The 23767-nt window shown below is 61.2% G+C and carries 21 protein-coding genes and 3 pseudogenes; 18 read left to right on the top strand and 6 right to left on the bottom strand.

Annotation, left to right across the window (positions count from 1 at the left end; translation table 11 throughout):
* Positions 1–259: 259 nt before the first annotated feature.
* The 4 genes from VSR34_RS14870 to VSR34_RS14855 all read left to right on the top strand — a co-directional run bounded on the left by VSR34_RS14870 (position 260) and on the right by VSR34_RS14855 (position 3705).
* On the top strand, positions 260–1375 hold the full coding sequence (locus VSR34_RS14870) for a zinc-binding dehydrogenase (RefSeq protein ID WP_342962782.1): 1116 nt from the start codon (positions 260–262) through the stop codon (positions 1373–1375).
* A gap of 29 nt (positions 1376–1404) precedes the next feature.
* Positions 1405–1941, top strand: coding sequence for a cupin domain-containing protein (locus VSR34_RS14865; protein WP_342962781.1), 537 nt, complete (start codon positions 1405–1407; stop codon positions 1939–1941).
* Between the two features lie 34 nt (positions 1942–1975).
* Entirely contained in the window at positions 1976–2485 is a 510-nt protein-coding gene (locus VSR34_RS14860) for a hemerythrin domain-containing protein (protein WP_342962780.1), read from the top strand.
* Positions 2486–2616: 131 nt separating this feature from the next.
* Complete coding sequence (locus VSR34_RS14855; protein ID WP_341809839.1) at positions 2617–3705, top strand: porin; 1089 nt, start codon at positions 2617–2619, stop codon at positions 3703–3705.
* Between the two features lie 426 nt (positions 3706–4131).
* Here VSR34_RS14855 and VSR34_RS14850 read toward each other — a convergent pair whose 3' ends face one another.
* Entirely contained in the window at positions 4132–4374 is a 243-nt protein-coding gene (locus VSR34_RS14850) for a hypothetical protein (RefSeq protein WP_028213717.1), read from the bottom strand.
* Positions 4375–4639: 265 nt separating this feature from the next.
* On the opposite strand from VSR34_RS14850, the gene VSR34_RS14845 reads away from it, so the two are divergent.
* The 4 genes and pseudogenes from VSR34_RS14845 to VSR34_RS14830 all read left to right on the top strand — a co-directional run bounded on the left by VSR34_RS14845 (position 4640) and on the right by VSR34_RS14830 (position 7822).
* Positions 4640–5278 carry a diguanylate cyclase gene (locus VSR34_RS14845; protein WP_342962779.1) on the top strand — a complete coding sequence of 213 codons (639 nt, stop codon included), beginning with the start codon at positions 4640–4642 and terminating at the stop codon, positions 5276–5278.
* 169 nt (positions 5279–5447) lie between these two features.
* Positions 5448–5765: a co-chaperone GroES gene (locus VSR34_RS14840; RefSeq protein ID WP_342962840.1), complete on the top strand. Its 318-nt coding sequence runs from the start codon at positions 5448–5450 to the stop codon at positions 5763–5765.
* A gap of 77 nt (positions 5766–5842) precedes the next feature.
* Positions 5843–7465, top strand: a complete 1623-nt coding sequence (gene groL, locus VSR34_RS14835; RefSeq protein ID WP_342962778.1) for a chaperonin GroEL — start codon at positions 5843–5845, stop codon at positions 7463–7465.
* 107 nt (positions 7466–7572) lie between these two features.
* Positions 7573–7822 (top strand): annotated as a pseudogene (locus VSR34_RS14830) (hypothetical protein).
* A gap of 428 nt (positions 7823–8250) precedes the next feature.
* On the opposite strand, the gene VSR34_RS14825 reads toward VSR34_RS14830, so the two are convergent.
* Positions 8251–8832 carry an Hsp20/alpha crystallin family protein gene (locus tag VSR34_RS14825; protein ID WP_028213713.1) on the bottom strand — a complete coding sequence of 194 codons (582 nt, stop codon included), beginning with the start codon at positions 8830–8832 and terminating at the stop codon, positions 8251–8253.
* 181 nt (positions 8833–9013) lie between these two features.
* A pseudogene (locus tag VSR34_RS14820) lies at positions 9014–9386 on the bottom strand (Hsp20/alpha crystallin family protein).
* Between the two features lie 253 nt (positions 9387–9639).
* Here VSR34_RS14820 and VSR34_RS14815 point away from each other — a divergent pair.
* From VSR34_RS14815 to VSR34_RS14805, 3 genes and pseudogenes are all read left to right on the top strand, one after another.
* The gene (locus VSR34_RS14815) at positions 9640–9987 is read left to right on the top strand and encodes a hypothetical protein (protein ID WP_155836922.1); all 348 of its coding nucleotides are present in this window, start codon (positions 9640–9642) and stop codon (positions 9985–9987) included.
* A 273-nt stretch (positions 9988–10260) separates the two neighbouring features.
* Positions 10261–10662 (top strand): annotated as a pseudogene (locus VSR34_RS14810) (Hsp70 family protein); the annotation flags it as partial.
* 778 nt (positions 10663–11440) lie between these two features.
* The gene (locus tag VSR34_RS14805) at positions 11441–12484 is read left to right on the top strand and encodes a methyltransferase (RefSeq protein ID WP_342962839.1); all 1044 of its coding nucleotides are present in this window, start codon (positions 11441–11443) and stop codon (positions 12482–12484) included.
* A 152-nt stretch (positions 12485–12636) separates the two neighbouring features.
* Here the strand turns inward: VSR34_RS14805 and VSR34_RS14800 are convergent, their stop codons facing one another.
* Both VSR34_RS14800 and VSR34_RS14795 read right to left on the bottom strand, forming a co-directional pair.
* Entirely contained in the window at positions 12637–13062 is a 426-nt protein-coding gene (locus VSR34_RS14800; RefSeq protein WP_028232621.1) for a heme-binding protein, read from the bottom strand.
* A 24-nt stretch (positions 13063–13086) separates the two neighbouring features.
* The gene (locus VSR34_RS14795) at positions 13087–14100 is read right to left on the bottom strand and encodes a zinc-binding alcohol dehydrogenase family protein (RefSeq protein WP_028232622.1); all 1014 of its coding nucleotides are present in this window, start codon (positions 14098–14100) and stop codon (positions 13087–13089) included.
* A 96-nt stretch (positions 14101–14196) separates the two neighbouring features.
* On the opposite strand from VSR34_RS14795, the gene VSR34_RS14790 reads away from it, so the two are divergent.
* The 6 genes from VSR34_RS14790 to VSR34_RS14765 all read left to right on the top strand — a co-directional run bounded on the left by VSR34_RS14790 (position 14197) and on the right by VSR34_RS14765 (position 20346).
* A complete protein-coding gene (locus VSR34_RS14790; protein ID WP_028232623.1) occupies positions 14197–15135 on the top strand; it encodes a LysR family transcriptional regulator in 939 nt (312 codons plus the stop codon).
* Positions 15136–15271: 136 nt separating this feature from the next.
* Positions 15272–16285: a hypothetical protein gene (locus VSR34_RS14785; protein ID WP_342962777.1), complete on the top strand. Its 1014-nt coding sequence runs from the start codon at positions 15272–15274 to the stop codon at positions 16283–16285.
* Positions 16286–16447: 162 nt separating this feature from the next.
* On the top strand, positions 16448–18208 hold the full coding sequence (locus VSR34_RS14780; protein WP_342962776.1) for an MASE1 domain-containing protein: 1761 nt from the start codon (positions 16448–16450) through the stop codon (positions 18206–18208).
* Positions 18209–18236: 28 nt separating this feature from the next.
* Complete coding sequence (locus tag VSR34_RS14775) at positions 18237–18854, top strand: response regulator transcription factor (protein WP_238328002.1); 618 nt, start codon at positions 18237–18239, stop codon at positions 18852–18854.
* Positions 18855–19044: 190 nt separating this feature from the next.
* On the top strand, positions 19045–19740 hold the full coding sequence (locus VSR34_RS14770) for a CBS domain-containing protein (protein WP_028213700.1): 696 nt from the start codon (positions 19045–19047) through the stop codon (positions 19738–19740).
* A 300-nt stretch (positions 19741–20040) separates the two neighbouring features.
* Positions 20041–20346: a DUF4148 domain-containing protein gene (locus VSR34_RS14765; RefSeq protein ID WP_342962775.1), complete on the top strand. Its 306-nt coding sequence runs from the start codon at positions 20041–20043 to the stop codon at positions 20344–20346.
* A 321-nt stretch (positions 20347–20667) separates the two neighbouring features.
* Here the strand turns inward: VSR34_RS14765 and VSR34_RS14760 are convergent, their stop codons facing one another.
* Positions 20668–22302 (bottom strand): ABC transporter substrate-binding protein, encoded by a 1635-nt coding sequence (locus VSR34_RS14760; RefSeq protein WP_342962774.1) that lies wholly within the window; start codon positions 22300–22302, stop codon positions 20668–20670.
* 497 nt (positions 22303–22799) lie between these two features.
* Here VSR34_RS14760 and VSR34_RS14755 point away from each other — a divergent pair, with 497 nt between their 5' ends.
* Positions 22800–23675, top strand: coding sequence for a LysR family transcriptional regulator (locus VSR34_RS14755; RefSeq protein WP_028232672.1), 876 nt, complete (start codon positions 22800–22802; stop codon positions 23673–23675).
* Positions 23676–23767: the final 92 nt, after the last annotated feature.

Genomic DNA, 23767 nt, shown 5'->3' with positions numbered 1-23767 from the left:
CGGAAATATAAATTGACAGTCAATTTAAATTCAATCAATGTTCAATCGTCTATCCGTGATCGATGGCTTGATCGTCGTCATGGAAATTGACGTGAATCCTTGCTAGGTGGCGCTGCCAGCGGACGGATGGCTTGCTTGTAGTCCTCGCTCGTGCAGGCCGAATCGGGGTTAATCCCGAGTGGAAGAGGAGGCTTTAGACGGTTCGGAGCCCTGCTGCGGCGCTAAGGATTTACCCCAATAAACAAAAGGAGACATCTCAATGAGCACGGCCAATACCATGCGCGCGATGCGCGTTCACGACGCGGGTGGGCGTTTCGTTCTCGACACGATTCCGAAGCCCGATTTGTTGCGGCCGACCGATGTGCTGGTCAGCGTGAAGGCGTCCGGCGTCGTGCCGAACCTGCGCAACGTGATGAGCAACTACGGCGATCGCGCCTACCTCACCGTGCCCGATTTGCCCGCGATCTACGGCCTCGATGCGGCCGGCGTGGTCGCTGAGGTTGGCAGTGCAGTGACAGGTCTGAGCCGCGGCGATCGTGTCTATATCAATCCGGGCCGCTCGTGCGGCTCGTGCCATGCATGTCGTATCGGCGAGCCGATCAACTGCGAGGCGTTCACGTTCCAGGGTTACTTCGGCTTCGGTCCGAAGTCGAAGAACATCTACCGGCAGTACCCGTATGGCGGCTTCTGCGAGTTTGCGACGGCGCCGGCCGATGGCCTCGTCAAGCTGCCAGATGCCGTGAGCTTCGAAACGGCAGCGCGTTTCGGTTATCTCGGTACCGCTTATTCCGGTCTGCGCAAGGCGGGTGTTGGCGCAGGGCGAACGGTGCTGATCGTTGGCGCGACCGGCACGCTGGGCCTGGGTGCAGTGCAGATCGCGCGTGCCATGGGCGCCATCAAGATTCTGTGCGTGGCGCGTAACGAGGCGGTGCTGGCAAAGGTCAAGGCACTCGATCCGCAGCGAATCAGTACGTTTTCGTACGGAACTGGCTCACTGGCCGATTGGGCTCGCCAGGAAACCGGCGGGACCGGAGTCGATGCCGTCGTTGACGCGATTGGTCCCGGCTCACCGCACCAGGTCACGCTCGATGCGATGGCGTCGCTGCGGCGCGGCGGCAAGCTGGTCGAGATCGGTTCGATGACCGATCCGCTGCCGATCGTCATGCACGAAATGATGTGTTCGCAGATCAGCATCATCGGCTCTGTATGGTTCTCTGTCGCCGAAGGTCAGGACCTCGCGAATATGGCCGCGGCCGGCACGCTCGATCTCGATGTCTTCGATCACCACCGCTATCAGCTGGATCAGGCTAACGAAGCATTGTCGGACGCCGAGAAGCGTGCGAGCGGCTTCGTCAATGTTGTCATTGTTCAGTAAGGTATCCAAAGTAAATCGAGGAGAGCGACATGGTGAGACGTATCGTGACCGGCGAGCAGGACGGCAAGTCGGTATTCGTGGCCGATGGCGAGGTGGAAACCCGGCATGCCTATGCGGCGGTACCGGGCTTCGAGACCACGCAGGTTTGGGCGACGTTCGAGGGGGCTGCCACATTGCCGCACCCGGGCGGCGACCCGGTGGTCAGCCTGGACTCGACGATTCCTGACCCGCATGGCACGCGCTTCATGATCGTGCAGTTTCCGCCCGACAGCGTGATGGCCTCGCCGGATTTTGATCCGGCCGCGGCGGGTGCTGAGTACGCGGCGAACCTGCCGGGTCTGGCCGAATGCTTCGAGCCGAACGGCTCGGGTTTCCATCGTACCGAATCGGTGGACTACGACATCATCCTGGCCGGCGAACTGACGCTCGAACTCGATGATGGTCAGGTTCGCCACTTGAAGGCCGGCGATGTCGTGATCCAGAACGGCACCCGTCACGCCTGGCGCAACAGCAGCGCGCAACCAGCCGTGATGGCGGCGATCCTGATCGGTGCCGACCGGAAGTAATGCTCAGAGGGGAAACCAGGTGGAAACGCATACGATGAGTCAGCAAGCTGGACACCACGGGCAGCACCGGCCGCGTGTCGCGCCGCACACTGAAACGCTCGAATGGAGCAGTGCGATGCTGCTGGGCCATGCGCCGATCGACGAGGCTCACGAGGAGTTCGTCGACGTTGTCATGGCGCTGCGCGAGTGCACACAGCACACCGCGCTTGCCTGCCTGCAGGCAGTGGAGACGCATCTGCTGTCCCACTTCGCCGTCGAGCTCGAGTGGATGACGAAAACCGGCTTCCCGGCCAGGGAGTGTCATCTCGATGAACATCAGAAAGTGCTCGACGCCGTTCAGCAGGTGAACGCACTGGCGGCGGTCGGGGAAGCGGGGTTGTCGGACGTCAGGAGGCTTGCGCAGGCATTGATCGACTGGTTTCCAGGTCATGCGGATTATATGGACTCCGCATTGTCTGCCTGGGTCAACAAGAAGCTGCATGGCGGTGCGCCTGTAGTGGTGCGCCGCGATCTGAAGATCGAGACACCGGCTGTGGTGCTTTGATGGGATGCGCAGGAAAAAGGGCGGGTCGCGTGACAAGGCGCCGTCACGACGACGTCGGTTTTCGCCCTGTATAAGTCGGGGACATCAGAGACCCCGATTCGAAAAAAGCAATTATTTGGAGACGCGGTAAATTGGCTAAAGAAAACTTCGTGAAATCTGCGCTGGCCGCTTCGGTCATGTTGTTTGCGGTCGGCGCGCAGGCCCAAAGCAGCGTGACGCTGTACGGTATCGTGGACGGTGGACTTCTCTATCTCAGCAAGACCCGCAATGCCAGCGGTGGCAATGGCGGTAAATTCTTCGGTTTCACCGATAGTGGCCAGATGCCATCATTGTTTGGCCTGCGTGGCGACGAAGATCTGGGCGGGGGTCTTCACGCCGAGTTCAAGCTCGAAAGCGGCATCAATATCGCCAACGGTGGCCTCAACGATTCGAACGGCAACTTTTTCGGCCGTCAAGCATGGGTTGGCTTGAGCGGTAACTTCGGTACCGCGCGCGCGGGTCTGCAATATTCGCCGTTTTTCAATACCGTTTACGCGCTCGATCCGCGCAACATGTCGCAACTCGGCAGTTCGCTTGTGCCGTTCATCGACACTACGGTCGTGACGGCCATCTTCAGCGCCAACGCGCTGACCTACACGAGCCCCGTGCTGGGCGGACTGCAAGCCAGCGTGATGTATGCGCCAGGCGGCGTGGCGGGTAGCTTCAAGACCGGTCGCTCGTACTCGGCCAATCTCTCGTACAACTGGGAGGGGCTTGGTCTCTATGCCGCCTACTATAACGGCATCGAGGGACCTCCCACCGCACCGCTGCCCGATCGGCTTGGAATGATAGGCCGTGTTATCGGCGCCACCTATAAATTCGGCGCGCTGACGACCAAGGCCTCGTTTACCGACTTCAAGATGGCGGGAAGCGGCATCGACTACGATATCTGGAACGGCGGCTTCGCCTGGCAGGCCACGCCAGCACTCAATCTCGATGCCGGCGTCTGGTACACGGTCAACCGCAAAGATACCGACAGCAAATCGCTCGTTGGCGCGCTGGGGGCGACTTATAGTCTGTCGAAACGCACCGGGGTGTACACGCAGGTCGGCGTGGTCAACAACAAGGGCAACCAGAATTTCGGCCTCCAGATTGGCAATGGCGGCAATACGCCTAGCTCGCTGTACGCGCCTTCTGGTACGACCGTTGGCGTCGATATCGGTATCCATCACGTGTTCTGATCGGTTCGGCCCTGCAACGTACGGAACATGGCCGCGATGGGCTGTGCGACCGCGCTGGGACTTGCAGCGGAAGGGGCTGCAGTAGTCCTGGCGGCCGTACCGAGGACAAGCTCGCCGCAGTGAGGGAGGTCACTGCGGCGGGCGGGGTGGCGGAGATCAAGGTTACGGATGCGGCACGGCGCGCCTCGTCTGGCAATGTTTCGTCAATGGGTTTCACCGAGTGGTTGCCGACTACTTGGACTGGCCTGTGGTTCTCAATGGACAACCGCATTCCCGGAGTGATATTCTCCTCGATGATAAGGAAACCTGAACATCATCGTGATGGTGGAAAGCGAATGAATTCCGGAAGCACACAACCGGAATCCGATCGACCCACGAATCCGCCGGTGTTTACCTCGCATTCTGACGGCAGTTGCTGATTGGAGCCTAGGTCCGTCGGACATATCGGTCCGAAACCACTGAGCGTTCCTGAATCCATGCGACGGCAAGTTCCAGCGCTTCGTCGCGTGCCTCCTGCGCGTTGGCGAAATCTCCGTCGACACCAAGCGTGCGTATTTCGCCCGCCCGGTCGGTGACGATGGCCGCAGCTGTGTAACGGCCACGCTCGGTGGCGGTGACTACCGGCCGGAGCTCGCAGCCGTGATATTCGACGACTTTATCCGTTTGCATATCACACCTCCGGTTGAGAGGCGTGTCCGAAACATGTCCGGACACGCGGAATTCGGGTCCAGTCCGTTCTGTGTAGCACCCGTCGTTCCTCGACCTGTCGTTGCGATTGCGCAGCGATTCAGCGTCCATGTTCCGGCACCAGATGTCCGTCGCCTGGCCGGAATCGAAGCACGCAGCGCTTATCGCGACTGCCTGAGCGATGCATAAAATAGCGCAAGGAACGGAAATTTCAAGAGGCCCTGCAGCATATCTACCGGGAGGCTTCATGGATCTTTTCGACAGGCTTCAGGAGCAGATCGACATAGTGCGCCTGCCGCTCTTTGCCGTTACGGTCACGGCGGCGGCGCGAGTGAATACGCCGCTCATCGCCATACTTCACTGGCATGGATTCCGGCGCGCGACGCCGCTCGTCCTGCCCGGCATTGAGATCCCGCCACGACCGGTTCCAGGATCGGCCCTCCAGCTCGACGCCCCGTGGTACAGCTTCGAGACAGTGGACGCCATGCTGCTTGATGCTGCCTGGCAAACCGGCGCGTGGGAAGTCGAGCGCGTCGAGCAGCGCGGCTGCAACATGATCGGCGCAAGCGCTGCCGAGGCGCTCGCCTGCCGGCAGGCGTTCGGCGACTACGGACTGCACGGGACCCCCGACGCACAGCTTCTCCATGACGATTCGGATCGCGGCGAACTGATGCAGCTTGCCGCGCGCAGCGGCTATCTGCGCTGGCTGTTCCGCCCCGTCAAGGGCGGCCTATGGTTCTCGCTCAACGAACCGGACGACACGCTTGAGGCCGACGGCGGACGACGGCCACCGTGTCCGGTACCACCTGTGCCCCGCCGGGCTGGCGGGCGTGGACGCACGGTTTATCGCCTCGGCGCCGTTCACCGCATCCTCCTGTCGCGCTGAAACAATTTGTTACAGAGAGCTGTTTTCGCGCCCCTTGAAGGGCGCGATGGGCGCCTCTATTTCGCTTTCCGCCAGACATTGGCTCGGCTGCCCGGCGACCTCCCACGTGTGCCGGTACCCGCAGCCGGATTCCCTTATTGGTGATCCTTTAATCGCTCAGGAGATGGAAATGCATATTCGTCCCCTCTACGACCGGGTTATCGTCAAGCGAATCGAAATGCAGCGGACGACGGCCTCGGGCATCGTGATTCCCGATTCAGCGGCAGAAAAGCCGGAACAGGGCGAAGTCGTTGCCGTCGGCAGCGGCCGGCTCCTCCAGGATGGAACGCTGCGCGCGCTCCAGCTGAAAGTCGGTGACCAGGTGCTCTTCGGCAAGTACGCCGGCCAGACCGTCAAGGTCGATGGCGAGGAACTGCTCGTCATGCGCGAGGAAGACGTCATGGGCGTCATCGAGCCGGACGCAGGTGCCGCGCGCAAGGCCGCCTGAAATCGCACGACGGTCGCGGACACACGACCGGTCGTTCGCGACGCGTTGAGTCAATCGACTTTACCCGGAGCAACAACATGAGTGCAAAAGACGTCAAATTCCACGACAGCGCACGCGCCCGCATCGTCAAGGGCGTGAACGTCCTCGCCGATGCCGTGAAGGTCACGCTCGGACCCAAAGGCCGCAATGTGCTGATCGAGCGCAGCTTCGGCGCACCCACCATCACGAAGGACGGCGTGTCGGTCGCGAAAGAAATCGAGCTGAAGGACCGCTTCGAGAACATGGGCGCGCAGATCGTCAAGCAGGTCGCCTCGAAGACCGCCGACGTGGCGGGCGACGGCACGACCACCGCCACCGTGCTCGCCCAGGCGATCGTGCAGGAAGGCATGAAGCACGTCGCAGCCGGCATGAACCCGATGGATCTGAAGCGCGGTATCGACAAGGCTGTCGCTGCCGTGCTCGACGAGCTGCGCAAGCTGTCGAAGCCGATTTCCACGAGCAGGGAGATCGCGCAGGTCGGTTCGATCTCGGCGAACTCCGATGAAGCAATCGGCAAAATCATCGCCGACGCAATGGAAAAGGTCGGCAAGGAAGGCGTGATCACGGTCGAAGACGGCAAGTCGCTCGAGAATGAACTTGAAGTGGTGGAGGGCATGCAGTTCGACCGCGGCTACGTGAGCCCCTACTTCATCAACGATCCCGACAAGCAGGCCGCGTATCTCGACGACGCATTGATCCTGCTGCACGATAAAAAGATCTCGAATATCCGGGATCTGCTGCCGGTGCTCGAAGCGAGCTCCAAGGCAGGCAAGCCCCTGCTGATCGTCGCAGAAGACATCGATGGTGAAGCCCTGGCCACACTTGTGGTCAACGCAGTGCGCAGCATCCTCAAGGTGGCGGCCGTCAAGGCGCCCGGTTTTGGCGACCGCCGCAAGGCCATGCTCGAAGACATCGCCATCCTCACTGGCGCGAGCGTCATCTCCGAAGAGACCGGCAAGCAACTGCAGAAGGCAACGCTCGAAGATCTAGGGCGCGCGAAGCGAGTGGAAGTGCGCAAGGACGACACCATCATCATCGACGGCGCAGGCGACGAGAAGCGCATCGAAGCGCGCGTGAAGTCGATTCGTGTGCAGATCGAGGAAGCGACGAGCGACTACGATCGCGAGAAGCTGCAGGAGCGTGTGGCAAAGCTCGCCGGCGGCGTGGCCGTGATCAAGGTCGGGGCGGCCACCGAGGTCGAGATGAAGGAGAAGAAGGACCGCGTCGACGACGCGCTGCACGCCACGCGTGCGGCGGTCGAGGAAGGCATTGTGCCGGGCGGTGGCGTCGCGCTCGTGCGCGCGCGTTCGGCCGTGATGCCCCTGAAAGGCCTCAACAGTGATCAGGACGCAGGTATTCAGATCGTGCTGCGCGCGCTCGAAGCGCCAATGCGCGTGATCGTCTCGAACGCTGGCGATGAGCCTTCAGTGGTCATCGCGAAGGTGCTCGAAGGCGACGGCAACTTCGGCTACAACGCGGCCACCGGCGAATACGGCGATCTTGTCGAGGCGGGCGTGGTCGATCCTACCAAGGTCACGCGCACGGCACTGCAGAACGCCGCGTCGATTGCGGGGCTGATCCTGACGACGGATGCAACAGTGGCCGAAGTGCCCAAGGACGACAAACCGGCGCCATCCGCCGCACCGGAGCTCGAGTACTGACCCTGAGTGAGTCCAGCCTGCGCCGGTCAACAGTCGCGACCGGCGCAATGCGTTCGGCGCCGCACGCTGTCTCCGTCATGCGGCGCCGCTTTTTACCGGAGACCGTCATGAAACTCGAACTTCGCATTGACTCAAGACCGCTCGACGTCGAGATCGATGATGTCGTGGCGGGACTGCTGGCCGTGCGGCTTGAGCTGCCAGCAGGTGCAGACAAAGGACGCCCTCGCTCGCTATCTGAGCGAGAAGGGCGCGCCCTGGACGCTCGACGAGGAGCACATGCGCCGGCGCATCCTTCGTCGGCTGATTCTGGATATTGCCGACCCGGCACTCGTTATCCGCCATCTCATGGCTGAATAGAACCGCCTCGGCCAGGCGTTGGGGGGCTTGGTGACATAGCGTGCATCACGAGCGCCTTGCTGCCGCCGCAGAATCAGACATCATGCGCTGTCATCCCCGTTCTGCCGCCTGCTCTTCGGTGAAGCTGCCCGCTGGCGCGCATTCAATACACCTTTTCCGGGCAACAAGGACGCGAGCGGGCCACCTCGGCGAGCTGACCGCCATTCAAGGCCTTGTCGAACCGAACGTGTCCCATGCCGCCTGCGTCTGGCCGATACCCGCGGACGCAGGCGCGAGCCACGTTTGCCAGGTGGCGTGGGCTTTCCGGTTTCGTGCGACGCACGGGACTCGAACCCGTGACCAACGCATTGAAAGCCCACTGCTCAATCAGCGGAGTAACGGCCAAGTTCTCATTTGCGCGCGCCGTCATAGCGCTTTGCATGTTCGCCCTAGCCGATATCGATCGTGCGGCTGGCAGATCGCGTCGGCTCCGCTTTTGGCACGGTCAGCGTGAGCACACCGTTGTCGAACTTTGCCAGTGCGTGATCGGGGTCGGCATATTCAGGCATCGGGATCGTGCGCACGAAGCGACCATGGGCACGTTCCAGCCGGTAGCAGCCGTTTTCCTCACTGCGCACATCCTGCTTTTTCTCACCACGCAGCACGATCGCGCCGTCCTCGACGCTCACCTTCACGTCTTCGCGCTGCATCCCGGGCAGTTCTGCGGTCACGCGCAGCACCGGCCCCTCATCGACGACGTCGATGCGCGGCTGGAAGCGCGATGAACTGAAGTCGCCGAACCATCGTTCGAGCGCGCTACGGCCTGCAAACGGGTCGTGAAAAAACTCCTCCACTGCGCGCCATGGTTCTCGAGAGAACAATCGGGCAAAGTCGGGCAGGGAGGCCCGCCATTGTTCGTTGTCGCTCTCCGGCGGCCTTTCCGTGCCGTTCTCGGTGCTGTCCGCATCGGACTTGCGGGCGGCCCCGCGAAGGAACTTGAAGGGATTCCACTTTTTCGGATCGGGGTTCATCGTTTCCTCCTCTCGAATCTGGCAGGAAAATCGTATTCCGGCTATTGCACCGGCACCATTTCCACGTCGACGCTTTCGGACTGGGCCTCGGGAGCGGTCTCTGCTCCATCTTGCGCTTCTTCGGCCGCGCACGTTCCCATTCCAGTCCACGGCGCAAGAGAGTCGACGGCGGGTGTAATCGTCATCCGCTGGCGATCGACGAACAACCATTCTTGTCGCGCGCCTGAACAGCTCCATGACCGCCGGAACGCGCCCGCGAAGACTTCCTGCGAATAAGCTCGTGTGTCGTCGCTGGTATCGGGCAGTGCCGGCTTGCGCTGACCGTTGATGGTCAGCAGCCCCTTGTCGATCGACACGTCGAGTTCCTCCGCATTGATGCCCGGTACAAAGGCGACGATCTCGATTGAGTTGTTGGTGGCGCCTATATTGACGGGCGGGAACGCGCGTGACCGGCTCGCCAGGAGACTGGAGGGGAAATTACCGAAGAGATTCGAGATCTGCCGCTGCAGCCGGTCGAATTCACTGAAGAGGTCGGTTCCGAAGAGATCGCTCATGAGGCTGTTCTCCCCAAGTGATGCAGGGAGGCGAACGGCCCTACGCGCACCAGTTCGCCTGCCATCTGGCAAAACAAATCGAAGCCGGCAGCGCACTGGACGACGGCACCCGCGCGTCTGCCTGAGCGAATCCTAAGATAGCGGCTCTGGCGAGGATTTCAAGAGGCCAGGCTGGAACTGGCAAGGATTTTTCAAGTGCGCAACGCTGCATACTGGCTCGCCCGGCCGGGTTACCGGGATTCATCGCATCATCTTGAAAATTTTCATCAGTGAAACTAACTTGTATTCAGCTCAGGCAGTGTGCCCGGTGATGGACCGGTTGCATGCTGCGTGTTTCGATTTGTTTGCCTCGCAGCGTGGCAGGCGAACTGGAGCGCGCAAGCCCGTTCTCTTCCTTGCTGCGTCGAAGGAGAAGACGATGAGCTGCCTTCATCGCCGCTTGGCTTCAACTACGTTGTCCGAGAGCTTCCACCGCACGACCGTCGTCCTGACCGGCGTCTTGCTGCCGCTCGCGCGGCACGCCCGGCGCAAGCTGCGCGACCGCATCGCCGCCGTGCGGCAGATATCTCACCAGATCGCGTCGCACTTGCGCCCCCGGTAACAGCGCGGCTGCCCCGCGGGCAACGTTCCGGCTCGCGCATGGCGACGCGTTTCTCAGGTGTGGTCGACCCGGCGAAAGTCGGGCGCACGGCGCCGCAGAATGCCGCCTCGGCAGGGCTGACCTCGCCGCCGTGGCCGGCGAATTGCCACGGGACGAGACCACGTTTTCCATGCCACCGCCGGCAACGGACCAGCGATGCACGCGTGCACGGTGGCAAAGCGTGCACGAGTGCCCTGGCAACGAACTGAACCGTTGAGCATCGGGAAAGACATCATGGGCAAGATCATCGGCATCGACCTCGACACCACGGCGTCGTGCGTTGCGCTGCTGGAAGCCAACCAGTTCAATGTCATTGAAAACCCGGATGGCGCCCGTACGACGCCATTGGTCGCTGCATCTCTCGACGAGGATCAGATACTGGTCGGCGCACCCACAAGGCGTCACGCAATCAGCCAACGCAGGGATACGCTCTACGCGTTCGAGCGCGACAACCGGGGCGCTTGCATCGGAGCGCACGACGAAAAGATCGCGTCGCCGCAAGTCTTTGCGGAAGTGCTGCGCAAGACGAAAAAGACTGCCGAAGACTCCGTTGACGAGCCGGTTACCGAGGCGGTGATCGCGGTTCCCGCATACTTCGACGAGAGCCGGCGCCACGCTAACAGGGACGCCGGAAAGGAAACAGTGAGGCGCACCGGACGTCGAGAGGCTCGCCCCACGAAAAGACGATTGAGTGTCCTGGTCCCGTTAATTGTGATCGCCGGGCTATGGTCGGAGAACGCTATGTCAGCCAGCCCGCCGCTGCCGACATTGCCGCTACAACACGACATCTGGATCACGGGGACTGTCCAGCGCGGCAGCGGAGAGTATGCGCCGGGTGAATATACGACAATCACGCTGGATCGGCCCTCCACGTCCCCCTGCAACGACAAGGTGGTGTCCGACATCCTTCTTGGCCAGGGAGGCGAGCCAGCTCCGATGCTCCTGCTGCCGTACGTGAATCAGCGGGTTGCCGTCAGGGGACGCGTAACGTGCCCAGACTCGGGCATTCAATTTACGCCGCAGCCGGACGTCGTTTTTCCGGTTTGGTAAAGGCAAGGAAAGCAGATGCTGGACGCCGCCGTGGGCCAGTTAAATCGCCAACTGCAGAGCAGTCCGCCGAAGCGGAGCAACCTCAGTGCGCGATTGAGAGAGTCCGGAACGGCGGGCGGTGCGAGTTGCGATCAAATCAGGTGCGACGGGCATGTGATCATCTGATCCGCTTGTCGGTATTGGCATTGATGGCGCGACATGCGACGAGCATCCGGAGCGAGACGATCCCGTTACGGCGGACATGCCGAGCCGCTGAAGCCCGTCTGTACGGTAGCGAACGCTCGAAAACTTTCGTTTCGCCTACTATCCTGTCTGATGCTTCTTCACACGTCCCCCGGGAGCAATGATGGAAAGCACACCGAGCATGGTTCAACAGGAACATGGCGCTGACAACCCTCGTCAGCTGGAACTCTCCCCTGAACGGCTACTCCAGCTAGGCATGGGTTTCTGGGCGTCCAAAACCTTATTGTCCGCAGTCGAACTCGGTGTGTTCTCGTGCCTCGCGACCGGACCTCGCGACGCTGCCGAACTCACTGAGGCACTCGGACTGCATCCGAGATCGGCCCTTGATTTTCTTGACGCGCTGGTCGCATTGAATCTGCTGGAACGCGAAGACGGGAAATACCGCAATACGCCAGACGCCCAGCTTTTTCTGGACGTCGCCAAGCCTGGCTACGTAGGTGGAGTACTGGATATGGCCAACGCCCGGTTATATCCGTTTTGGGGCTCTCTGACGGAAGCACTTCGCACGGGGCGGCCCCAGAACGAGGTAAAACTGGGTGGCAACCCCTTCGACGCGATGTATCGCGACGAACACAAGCTACGGGGTTTCCTCCGGGCAATGAGCGGGGTCAGCCTGGGCGCGGCCAAGGCGATCGCACAACAATTTCCCTGGCAAAACTACAGCACATTCATTGACATCGGCGCCGCGCAGGGTGCCTTACCCGTGCAGGTCGCGCTCGCCCATCCCCACTTGCGCGGCGGCGGCTTTGATCTGCCCGTAGTGGGCCCTGTCTTTGAAGAGTACGTAGCGTCGCACGGCCTGCAGGAACGGTTGCATTTCTATCCGGGCGACTTCTTCAAGGATTCCTGTCCGGCGGCCGATGTGCTTGTGATGGGACACATCCTCCACGACTGGGATCTCGGGCAGAAGCTCGAGCTCCTCGCGAAGTGCTACGCGTCGCTACCTCCCGGAGGTTGCCTGATCGTCTACGACGCGGTAATCGACGATGACCGCAGACGCAATGCCTTTGGCCTGCTGATGAGCCTGAACATGCTTATCGAGACACCAGGCGGTTTCGACTATACCGGTGCGCAGTGTCGCGAATGGATGCAGGAAGTCGGCTTTACGCAGGTACGCGTCGAGCCGCTTACCGGCCCGGATTCAATGGTGATTGGAGTCAAGTAGAAACCGGTGACCCGAAGCAGTCGTTCGAACTGCCAGAGCCTCAGCGACAATGATCGGAGTGATCCGGCAGTCTGGACCGGTCTCTCACGAGCAACGGTTCCGCTCTTGTGGAGCGTCGATTGACGGCAAGCCGCTCGCGCAACGGCCCAGGCTTACTGGCCAAACCCTGCGTGGCGCAGCGCTTCCTCAGCGGCCTCGTGGTCTTGAGCCGATGTTCCGCCAGAAACACCGATGCCCCCGACCAGGCGCCCTTCGTGAAAGATCGGTACGCCACCGCCGACCGGCATCAGCCGCGGATGGTGCGCCAGCGGGGCAACGGCAGGATCGGCCATGTACTGATTCCATTGGTGCGTGGCCATGCCGAATGACGCGGCGGTCCATGCCTTGTCGATGGCGACGTCGACAGTCAGGAACGGGGCCGTATCGGCGCGCTCGAAAGCGCGCAGGTGACCGCCTGCATCGGTAATGGCAATTGTCGCCGCGAACCCGCGCGCGGCGCACGCGCGGCGCGCTTCGGCCATTAATGCTTGTGCGGCTTCCAGACTGATCGTTGTCGTGTTGATGATTGGCGATGTCATGTTGACGTCCGTTGTCAGAAGGGTTCAGGGGTTGGCGACGACGACCTTGCCGATCATGTCGCCGGCCTCGACCAGCGCATGCGCTTCGATGAGACCTGCGGCGTTGATGCCGGCGATGCGCCGGGTCATGGTGTGCTCGAGGCGGCCCTGGTCCACCAGCTGCGCCGCGCGGCGCAGCAAGGCGTGCTGCCGTGCGATCGTGTCGGTGGTGAACATCGCGCGGGTGAACATCAGCTCCCAGTGAATGGAGATGGATTTCCCCTTGAACGGACCGATGTCCAGACCCACCGGGTCGTCGATGAGGGCGAACTGGCCTTCCGGGCGCAGCACGGCGGCGATTTGCGGCACATAGGCAGCGCTGTTGTTGAGCCCGGCAACGTGAGTGACGTGCTCGATGCCGAGCGCGGCCAACTGGGGTGCCCAGGGCTGATGATGGTCGAGGACGTAGTGCGCGCCATGAGCCAGCACCCACTCGCGGGTTTCCGGTCGCGAGGCCGTGCCGATGACCGTCACGCCAGTCAATTCGCGCGCCAGCTGCGTCAGGATCGAGCCTACGCCGCCAGCCGCTCCGATCACGAGGAGCACGTTGTGTTCGGTCGGGTCCGCCGCCTGAACACGCAGACGGTCGAACAGCAGTTCCCACGCGGTGATCGTGGTCAGCGGCAATGAAGCGGCCTCTGCGAAATCCAGTGATGCCGGCATGGGACCGACGATGCGTTCGTCCACGGCGTGCAGTTCGCTGTTGCTGCCGGGCCGCGTGATGTCACCGGCGTACCAGACGCGGTCGCCTGCCTTGAAGCGCGTGACCAGCGGACCGGTCGCGCGGACGATTCCCGCCGCGTCCCAGCCGGCGATGCGCGCACCGCCTTCCGGAATATCTCCACCGCGCCGGATCTTGGTATCGACTGGATTGACCGACACCGCTTTCACTTCCACGAGCAGATCGTGCTCGCGCAGTTCGGGCGTGGGCAGCTCGATGTCCTGCAGCGCCTGCGGGTGGCTGATGGGATGGTTCTGATAGAAGCCGATGGCTTTCATACACGTGATCTCCTTGGGGTGTGAGACCATGCTATCTTTCGTCGATACGCGGATAAATACCCGCGAAGCCCAAACAGTTTCGGCATTTCAACGAAAATGATTCGACTCGATGACGTTCAGATCTTCGTGCACACGGTGGATTACGGCAGCTTCTCGGAGGCGGCGCGCCAGCTGAATATTGCGCCCGCACACGCGAGTGCATCCGTTCAGCGGCTCGAAAAAGCATTGGACACGCGCCTCTTTACGCGGTCTACGCGAAGCATGCAACTTTCGGAGGCCGGGGAGCGTTATCTGCCGCATGCGCGGGCCATGATTAGCGCGCTGGAGCAGGGCCAGCAGGCCCTGGCCAGCGGCCGGGAGGCGCTGTCCGGGCCGCTGCGGCTGTCCGCCCCGTCGGACTTTGGGCGAAACCTGCTGTTACCGTGGCTCGATGAATTCCAGCACCGGCACCCTGGTTTGTCGCTGCACGTGAAAATAAGCGACCGTGCGGCCGACCTCATCCGACAGCCGCTGGATGCAGTCGTGCGCTACGGCGCGCTGCCAGATTCGTCTCTTCTGGCCATGAAACTGGTCGACAACAATCGACGCGCATTGTGTGCCGCACCGTCATACCTCGAACGGCATGGCGCACCGACCAAAGTTGAGGATCTGCGGCGGCACAACTGCCTTCGGTACGTCTGGAGCGAGCAAGTCCATGAGCGCTGGCGGTTTACCCTGCGAGGCGGCGAGCGCACCGTGGCCGTGACCGGTAATCGCATCAGCGACGATGCCGATGCCGTTCGTCGCTGGGCCGTAGCGGGGGAAGGCATTGTTTACAAGTCGCGACTGGACCTCATCGACGATCTGAAGGCAGGCCGGCTGGTGGAGTTATTTCCGCCGGAAGACTGCGAGCCTGCGCCGCTGCACTTGATTTGTGCCCACCGTGCGCAACTGTCGGGGGCGATTAACGCGTTGCATGGATTCTTGCGAGAGCGCTGCGCTGCATTGCTTGCCAGCCATCCATCGGGGGGCAATCAGGCCGTACGCGCGATTTGAATAGCCGCCTCCAGGGCGCAACGGACGTCTGAATGTCCGAACCTTCGTTGCCCGCGCATGACGCCTGTTGGGCCGGATACGGTCGTTGAGGAGAACAACATCCAGGTACACCTTTCGGCGCTGCATAAAGCATTAGGTGAGGACCGCGACTGCATCGTCACGGTGCCGGGCCGAGGCGGACAATCCCCGCACGCTGGTTCTCGACAACGCCGAGCATGTGATTCCTCACGTGGCCGCGATTGTCGAAACTCTGACAGTCGGCAACCCTGCGTTGCGCGTTCTGGTCACGAGCCGGGAGCCGCTGCGCATCACAAAGGAAACGACGATACGTATCGGACCTCTCGACGTGCCCGCGCATGACGCCACCGAACAGGAGATCCTTGCGCAGTCCGCCGTGCACCTTTTTCTCGGGCGCTTACGGGCGCTACTGGGAAAGGCGTGTTTCGACAGGACAGAAACGTTGATGGCCGGCGAAATATGCCGTCGGCTCGACGGCATACCGCTGGCAATCGAACTGGCGGCAACTCGCGTCTTGTCGTTCGGTATCGAAGGTGTGTGTCGGCGCCTTGACGACCGGATGTCGATCCTGACGGGTGGGTACCGCACCGCGTTGCCACGTCACAAGACACTGCGTGCAACGTTCGACTGGAGCTTCGCGCTGCTCGATCCAGGCGCGCAGGCGCTGTTCCGGCGACTCGCGATGTTCGGCGGCGGATTTACGCTCGAAGCAATGTGTGCCGTCGCCTGCGATTCAGGCTTGACTATCGGTGCTGCAATCGATGGGATTGGCGAACTCGTGGAAAAGTCGATGGTGAATGTCAGCTTTGACGGTCCCGTTGCAACATACTGGATGAGTGAATCGACGCGGGCGTATGCACTTGAGCAGCTACAAACCGAAAACGAAACGCAGGAAATTGCTTCCCGCATCGCGCGCTATTTCGCATCGCGTTTCGAAGCAGGGGTTAGAGGCACACGTGCAAACTCACCGCAACTGACAAAGGGGTCGTCTGATCTGCGGCAGGCGCTCGACGATGCACGTGCCGCGTCGGATTTGGCGTTTTCCGCGGGCGATGATCAGACTGCCGCCGTCGAGCTGACGTCGACGTTGACAGGCGTCTTGCTGGATTGCAGTCTGATCGACGGCTCGTAATCTTCGCCGCTTCGTCCGGGCGAGCGGACGAGGCGCTGGCGTACGTTGACAAAGGTATCAACCTGATTACACGGAGACGATGCATATAGCTGCGCTGTGTAGTGTTTGATTAACGCGCTGGCTGCCAGCACAATCGAAAAGTCAGGTGGGAACAAGCGCGAGGTGACTCACAAACTGACCGGCGCCCCCCACGTTCACACGCCGGAAGCACCCCGCGTGCTCGCGCTCCAGCTTCTGGATTTGAAGCGAACAATGGCCACCATTCGGGACAATTCCAGGTTCAGCCTCTTCCTGCACACCGGAATTGTTGCAGCGGCGTATTTCGCAGCTGCGAAGCTAGGACTTTCCTATGCAGTAGTGGGCGGCGCAATCTCTCTTGTTTGGCCCTCCAGCGGCATTGCTCTGGTTGCGCTGCTCGCTTTTGGCATCGAAGTTGCCCCGGGAATTGCAGTCGGCTCTTTCCTCGCCAATGTGTCGGCGGGCGTGCCGGCAACCGCGGCCGCGGTGATAGGCATCGGGTCCATGGTTGGACCGTTGACGGCAGCCCTGCTGCTGAACCGCGTGACGCGATTTCAGATTGCCCTTGAACGCATCAATGACGTGTTGGCGTTCATCGGGCTGGCTGCGGTGATGAGTCCGGCACTCAGTGGGCTGGTCGGCACAACCGCACTGCTATACGGTGGCCTGGTGCCCGCGGCCGGGTACGCCGCAGCCCTTTTGAAATGGTGGCTCGGCGACATGATGGGGGTCCTCGTCGTGGCGCCGGCCCTCTTCAGCTTCCTCAGGTATTCGAACCCTATCCGCTCCGCGCAGCAGGCCGTGGAAGCGTGCGCACTGCTTGCTGCGACCGTCTGGGTGAGCTACCTGATCTTCGGTGCTCCGCAACTCGCCGGGCATGGCTACTATCCTGCAGCCCTGGCGATCTTTCCATTCGTCATCTGGGGGGCGCTGCGATTCGATCGCCTGGGTGCGAGCATCGTGACCCTCACGATCTCGGCCCTGGCCGTCTGGGGTACCAGGCACGGGACGGGGCCCTTTGCTGCCGAGGATCCTGTGGACAGCCTCGTGAGGTGGTGCACGTTCGCGAACGTCGTCGCGATTACGGGGCTGCTGCTCGCGGCGGCACGTGCTCAGGAACGGCGCGCCCATGATCTGCTGCGGGCAGCCCACATCGAACTGGAGCGACGCGTCGAGGAACGCACGGAAGATCTGGAGAGGGCAAACAACGAACTCAAGGAGGAGATGGTGCGGCGCCGTCGGCTGGAGGGGGAACTGATCCAGATCGGCGATCAGCAACAGCGGCTCATCGGGCAGGAGTTGCATGACGGGCTCGGGCAACACTTGACCAGTCTGGGCCTGTACTGTGCCGCCTTGAACCAGAAGCTGCAGACGCAGGGGCACCCAGCGGCCGCCGACGCCGCGATCCTGGTCGACCTGGTGAAGCAGGCGTCCTTGATGACCCGCAGGATTGCCCATGGTCTGGACCCGGTCGCGATGGAGTATGGCGGCCTTGCGGCCGCACTGCATGCGCTCGCGGAAACGGCTCGCGCACTCAACGGCGTGGATTGCAAGCTGGAGATCGCGCCAGATGTGGACTTGCTCGACCCGCTGCTGCAGGTCAACCTCTACCGTGCAGCACAGGAAGCCGTCAACAACGCTCTGAAATATTGTCACGGCCACCGTATCTGGATTGACCTCCAGCGCGCGGGCGGTCTGCAGACACTTTCCATCAGTGACGACGGGATAGGCATCGGCCCCGAAGAAATGGAACGTGCTGCGGGTCTTGGACTGCATAATCTTCGTCACCGGGCCAGCTTGCTGGGCGGCTCCTGCACCGTAACCCGCAACGGCCTGGGCGGCACGACCGTCGCCATCAGTTATCCGCTCCCCGAGGGTTGCGGCCATGTACAGAATGTGCGCTAGCCGAAGCCGTGCGACGCAAATCCTCATCGTGGATGATCACCCCATCATCCGGGACGGGATGACCCTGTTGCTCAACCTGCAAGAAGATCTGCACGTCTGCTGTTCAGCGGCCAGCGCCGAAGAGGCGCTCGCGGCGATGGACTGCCAGCCCGACCTGGCCATTGTGGACATTAGCCTGCAAACGGACTCCGGCCTCGAACTTGTCAAGACGCTGCGTCACCGCCATCCGGATTTGCGAATCCTTGTCCTCAGCATGCATGACGAAAGCCTCTTTGCCGAACGCGCCCTGCGGTCCGGGGCAAACGGGTACCTGATGAAACTTGAGGCCACGGAGCATGTCGTGAGCGCCATCCGCGAAGTGCTGGCGGGAAATATCTACATGAGTGCCGCCATGCATGAGAAGCTCGCACGCGCGTTTGCGGTTCCCAGCAAAAAGCCAGAAGGCCCCATTGCGAGCCTGTCGGAACGAGAATTCGAAGTCCTGCATCTGATCGGCCTCGGCTTCAGCACCCGCGACATCGCGCAGAAGCTGAGCCGCAGCGTGAAGACCATCGAAGCGCACCAGGCCAATATCAAAGAGAAGCTCAATATCCGTAGCGGCAAGGAGCTGACGCGCTTCGCCATTCAGTGGATCGAGAGCCAATAGGGCCGAGCCCGTCCACTGAATAAGGCAATCCCCTAGGCGCTTTTAGGACGGGCGCCTTATTCATCCGAGTGGGTGCCCCGCATACAGTCTAACTGCCCAGCGCCGGGCTTCTGCCGCCGGTGCATCTGCCCAAACCGAGCGACGGTGGCCAAGGAATGAAGATCCGCCGCGCCACGCCAAAGGAGCGATCATGCGCGCATTCGACGTCATGACTTCGTCAGTCGTCACCGCTAGTCCGGACATGACAATCCACGACGCTGCACAACTGTTTGTCGATAAACATATCGGCGGTATGCCGGTTGTCGATGCGAACGGACAGGTAGTGGGCATTGTCAGTCATCGCGACCTGCTGCATCGCGTAGAAAACGGCACAGGGCGCAGCAGGCGCCCGTGGTGGCTCGAAGCTCTTGCGTCGTCCCCTCGCGACCAGGCGGCGCGCTATGTGAAGGAGCACGGTCGTCTCGTGAGCGACGTCATGTCCGATCAGGTGATTTCGATTTCTGAAGACATGCCGCTCCAGCAGATTGCCGAACTCATGGAGCGTCGGCACCTCAAACGCGTGCCGGTGCTGAAGGACGGTAAGCTCATCGGAATCGTGTGCCGGGCAAACCTGATTCGCGCGCTCGCGAACGTCGAACCGCCCGTGGACGGGCACATGCATGACGATGCGAGCCTGCGCGACGCGATCGTTCGCGAAATGCACGGGCAGCGCTGGGGGTTGCCAAAACAGAGCGTGCTCGTCAAGGACGGCGTCGCGCATCTGTGGGGTGTGATCGAGTCCGACGAAGAAAAGCGCGCAATCCGCATCGCGGCAGAGGGTGTGCCTGGCGTCAAACGCGTAGAGAGCCACCTGCAGCGGTCTTCGGGTGTAATTCCGACGCTGTAACGGCGTTCCGCGGCTCACCGTTAGCATACGTTCAACCCGGTCCCATGCTCGAGGCAGAGCGCCCTGCCTCGAGCCGGGCCTCAGTCGATATGGGAGTAAATCAGCGAAGCGAAACGGCTCGCTTTCGCGCCGCTCGGACTCGTGTTACTGCGCGCTTCCCGTACTGTCCGGGTCAGTCGGATGTGCGGCTAGCGCTCTTGAAGGCTTCCTGCTTCAGACTGCATCGACGGGTCGTTGACGCCGGTTGCATCCAGGAAGGCCCGCCGCATCCCGGGTCGAAATCGTTGGAGGGACCTAATCATGAAACTCCTTGTGCAAACTGTCGTTGTGCTTACTGTCATTGCTGCTCCGGTTACCTCGTTCGCACAAGCGGACAGCGCCGTGACACGCGAACAGGTGCGCGCCGAGCTCGTACAACTCGAACAGGCTGGCTATCGCATCGGTGACGGCGACAATGCCAACTATCCAGCTGATATCCAGGCCGCCGAAGCGCGCGTGGCCGCGCAAAACGGCGGAAGCAGCTACGGCGGGATGGTCAGCGGCTCGTCTGCGTCTGGCGCACCCGCGCCTGTTACCGGCTTGCAGCCGGTTTACTTCGGTCAGTAAGCCATTGCGTTAACGAACCTCTTGCAGGGCGGCGGCTATCGGTAGCGCGGGCGGCGATTCTGGTGACGCGGCCAGGTGGCCAGGTACCGCAAACATCGGGGAGTCGAGCCGATCCACCTGGCGTCTTAGTCAGAGTTTACAGCCCGTGCCGCTGCAGTTCTGAGACGCTAGCCGCCCCTGACGCCAAACACGGCCGGCTAAGAGCCCTTCTTCCGAACGGAGAAGGGCGCTTGCAATGTCGGCTCGACGATCGACAATGTCCGTTGCGGGACGAGTATCCTCGGCGCGCGACGGACCGTTCGTTGCCGTGTGATCCGGGTGTCAATTCATTCCGACATTCCAGAACTGCGTTGGACCAAACGGATCGATCTTGAAGCCTGTGACGTTCTTGCGCATTGGCTGGTAGACGGTCGAATGCGCGATAGGCGTAAACGGCACTTGCTGCTTGAAGATCTCCTGCGCTTGCGTGTAGTAGTCGGTGCGGGATGACACGTCGGTCGTGGCACGGCCTTTCTGGATCAGAGCCTCGAACGGCTGGTAGCACCACTTGGAAAAGTTGCTGCCGTTAACTGAAGAACAGCCAAGAAGTACGCCAAGCCAGTTGTCCGGATCACCGTTGTCTCCGGTCCAGCCGATAAGTATCGCGTCGTGTTCGCCCGCATGCGCCCGCTTGATGTATTCGCCCCACTCATAGGTGACGATTCTGGCGTGTACGCCGATCTTTTCCCAATCTGCCTGGATCATCTCCGCCATCAGTCGCGCGTTCGGGTTGTACGGTCGTTGCACCGGCATCGCCCATAGGCTGATCTCAAAACCATTGGGAAATCCAGCCGTTGCGAGCATGTCCTTCGCTTTGCCCGGATCGTAAGGTGCATCCCTGAGCCCCTTGTCATAGGACCACTGAGTCGGCGGCATTGGGTTTGTGGCCAACTGTCCTGCTCCTTCATAAACCGTATCGATAATTGCTTTTTTGTTGATCGCCATATCGAGCGCTTGTCTTACCTCGACCCGATCGAGCGGCTTGTGCGTCGTGTTGTATCCAAGGAAACCGAGATTGAAGCCGACCTGGTGGGGCACCTTGAGCTGCGAATCGCTCTCCAGTGATGCGATTGCTTGTGGACGGGGATAACTGATGACCTGGCATTCATTCTCCTTCAACTTTTGCTCGCGCACAGCAGCGTCCGGTGTGATTGAAAAGATCAATTTGCTCACTCGCACAACGCCCGGCTTCCAGTAGTCAGGGTTGCCGTCGAAACGAATCGTCGCGTCTTTCGTGTAGCTGACAAAGATGAAAGGACCGGTGCCAACGGGGTAAAGGTTGATGTCGGACGCCTTGCCAGCCTTCATCAGCTGATCAGCGTATTCGGCGGAGATGATGGATGCGAATGGCATTGCCAGTTCCGAGAGGAAGGGCGCGGTCACAGTCTTCATGGTAAAGCGCACGGTGTATGGATCGGGCTCTTCGATCCTGGAGATGCTCTTATCGAGTCCCATGTCTTTGAAATACGGAAACTGGACGGGGTACGCTTTGCGAAACGCATTGTTTGAGTCGAACATTCGCTCGAATGTCAGGACGACGTCATCGGCATTGAATTCGCGCGTGGGCTTGAAGAAGGACGTCGTATGGAACTTGACGCCATGGCGCAGGTGAAACGTGTAGGTCAGGCCGTCTGATGAAATCTCCCACCTCTCGGCAAGACCCGGCTCGACTTTTGTACCGCCATGCTCAAATTCGACAAGGCGGTTGTAGACGGTGTACGACGCGGCAGAGAATTCGAGGCCAGTCGTGTATTGTGCGGAGTCGAAACCCGCTGGGCTGCCTTCTGAACAAAACACGAGCGTTTGGTCCGGCAATACGGCTGCAAACGATGATGCGCTCGATATCGTTGTGACAACCCAGAAAGAAAACAAAATCGGCGCTATACGCCAAAGACTCAGCCTGCGGAGCGATGACATGGGCATTCTCCCATACGTTATTAATTCAAAGCGGTGCTCGACCATTGCATCCAACCACAGTAGCTTAGTCAATATTCATCGCCGCGCAGCGCGGATCATGCTGTCGGAAAAGGTTGCGAAACCAGGACATTTCTACATTCCGTCAGCGAACCATAAATCATGGGGTGATGGGATTGGGTCATTGGGTTTAAAACGTAAGGCCACTCAGTCTGCGCCATGTGGCGGCAGGGCAATATGCATGCGAAGCGGTCCCCTCGAACCATCTTTGTATCGGCAAACAGGCAGCAGGTACGAGCGGCCGAATCTGATAAGTTTGGCAAGCGACAGTGGAGCACAACTTCTGATCCCAAGCACCGCGCGCCGATCGTACTGGCGGCTGAGCTTCCGCTCCTGCTCATGAGCCCCAAGCGCCTGGCTCACGTCGACTTCCGCTGGGCGGCCATTCAACGCATGCAACGGTTTACGATGGCGCTCTAACGTCCTGGTCCCACATCGCCATGGAACTCCGGCATCTCCGCTATTTCATTGCTGTCGCAGAATTGCGCAGTGTGCGCTCGGCTTCCGAACAACTGCACGTGACGCAGCCGGCGATATCCCGACAAATTCAGGACCTCGAACACGCCATTGGCGCGACGCTGTTCGAACGCACGCCGCGTGGCTTGATGCTCACGGCTGCGGGCGAGGCCTACCTGTCCGAAGCACGGGAGATTCTGGCCCGCGTCGATGCCGCCAATCGCCTGGCCCGCCAGATTGCCTCCGGCTCGCGCGGCCTGTTGCGTATCGGTTTCGTCGAAAACGCAGCGTGGAGTGGCCTTGTCTCGAGCGCGTTGCGCGAATTCGAACAGGCAGTGCCGCAAGTGGCGCTGGAACTGCAGCCGATGAATACGCCGGAACAACTCGAGGCGATTGCGGCGGGACGGCTCGACGGCGGTTTCTGCTATCGGGTCGGTGTGCTCCCCGAAGGCATCGTGAGCGTGCTCGTGCTCGAACAGAATGTCCTGCTGGCCGTGCCCGACGCGTGGCCGCTCGGCAAGGCGGAGGCCGTTTCGACGACGGACCTCCGGGACATCCCATTTATCGCCTTTCCTCGACGCGTCTACCCGGCGTACTACGACCGTCTGCTGTCCGCCTGCGCCGAGCGCGGCTTGACGCTCGACATCCGACAGGAGGCCAGCACCGAAACCGCCATTCTTTCGCTCGTGTCCGCGGGCATGGGGGCCGCGATCGTGAACGCGGCCAATCGCGATCGTCCCCCAGCACGCGTGCGCTTCGTCGATCTGAAAGATCTGTCGGTGCCGTTACCACTCGAATTCTGCTACGCCGCGAACGCAGCAAACGTCGCTCTGGTTCGTTTCGTCGATCGTCTCAGGTAGGCGACGCCTTGCCGTGGCAGGTCGATGGACGAGAGCGTAGACGATGATGCCTTCAAGGCATCACCCGAACAGAAAACGGCATTGGCCAGGCG

This window comes from Paraburkholderia sp. JHI2823 (assembly GCF_038900695.1).
Taxonomy (GTDB): Bacteria; Pseudomonadota; Gammaproteobacteria; order Burkholderiales; family Burkholderiaceae; genus Paraburkholderia; species Paraburkholderia mimosarum.
This window is presented reverse-complemented; position numbering and strand designations above follow the sequence as displayed.

Excerpts from the sequence above, each read along its gene's own strand:
- VSR34_RS14870 (WP_342962782.1), top strand. The coding sequence starts at position 260 with ATGAGCACGGCCAATACCATGCGCGCGATGCGCGTTCACGACGCGGGT.
- VSR34_RS14865 (WP_342962781.1), top strand. The coding sequence starts at position 1,405 with ATGGTGAGACGTATCGTGACCGGCGAGCAGGACGGCAAGTCGGTATTC.
- VSR34_RS14860 (WP_342962780.1), top strand. The coding sequence starts at position 1,976 with ATGAGTCAGCAAGCTGGACACCACGGGCAGCACCGGCCGCGTGTCGCG.
- VSR34_RS14850 (WP_028213717.1), bottom strand. The coding sequence starts at position 4,374 with ATGCAAACGGATAAAGTCGTCGAATATCACGGCTGCGAGCTCCGGCCG.
- VSR34_RS14845 (WP_342962779.1), top strand. The coding sequence starts at position 4,640 with ATGGATCTTTTCGACAGGCTTCAGGAGCAGATCGACATAGTGCGCCTG.
- VSR34_RS14840 (WP_342962840.1), top strand. The coding sequence starts at position 5,448 with ATGCATATTCGTCCCCTCTACGACCGGGTTATCGTCAAGCGAATCGAA.
- groL (WP_342962778.1), top strand. The coding sequence starts at position 5,843 with ATGAGTGCAAAAGACGTCAAATTCCACGACAGCGCACGCGCCCGCATC.
- VSR34_RS14825 (WP_028213713.1), bottom strand. The coding sequence starts at position 8,832 with ATGAACCCCGATCCGAAAAAGTGGAATCCCTTCAAGTTCCTTCGCGGG.
- VSR34_RS14805 (WP_342962839.1), top strand. The coding sequence starts at position 11,441 with ATGGTTCAACAGGAACATGGCGCTGACAACCCTCGTCAGCTGGAACTC.
- VSR34_RS14800 (WP_028232621.1), bottom strand. The coding sequence starts at position 13,062 with ATGACATCGCCAATCATCAACACGACAACGATCAGTCTGGAAGCCGCA.
- VSR34_RS14795 (WP_028232622.1), bottom strand. The coding sequence starts at position 14,100 with ATGAAAGCCATCGGCTTCTATCAGAACCATCCCATCAGCCACCCGCAG.
- VSR34_RS14790 (WP_028232623.1), top strand. The coding sequence starts at position 14,197 with ATGATTCGACTCGATGACGTTCAGATCTTCGTGCACACGGTGGATTAC.
- VSR34_RS14770 (WP_028213700.1), top strand. The coding sequence starts at position 19,045 with ATGCGCGCATTCGACGTCATGACTTCGTCAGTCGTCACCGCTAGTCCG.
- VSR34_RS14765 (WP_342962775.1), top strand. The coding sequence starts at position 20,041 with ATGAAACTCCTTGTGCAAACTGTCGTTGTGCTTACTGTCATTGCTGCT.
- VSR34_RS14760 (WP_342962774.1), bottom strand. The coding sequence starts at position 22,302 with ATGTCATCGCTCCGCAGGCTGAGTCTTTGGCGTATAGCGCCGATTTTG.
- VSR34_RS14755 (WP_028232672.1), top strand. The coding sequence starts at position 22,800 with ATGGAACTCCGGCATCTCCGCTATTTCATTGCTGTCGCAGAATTGCGC.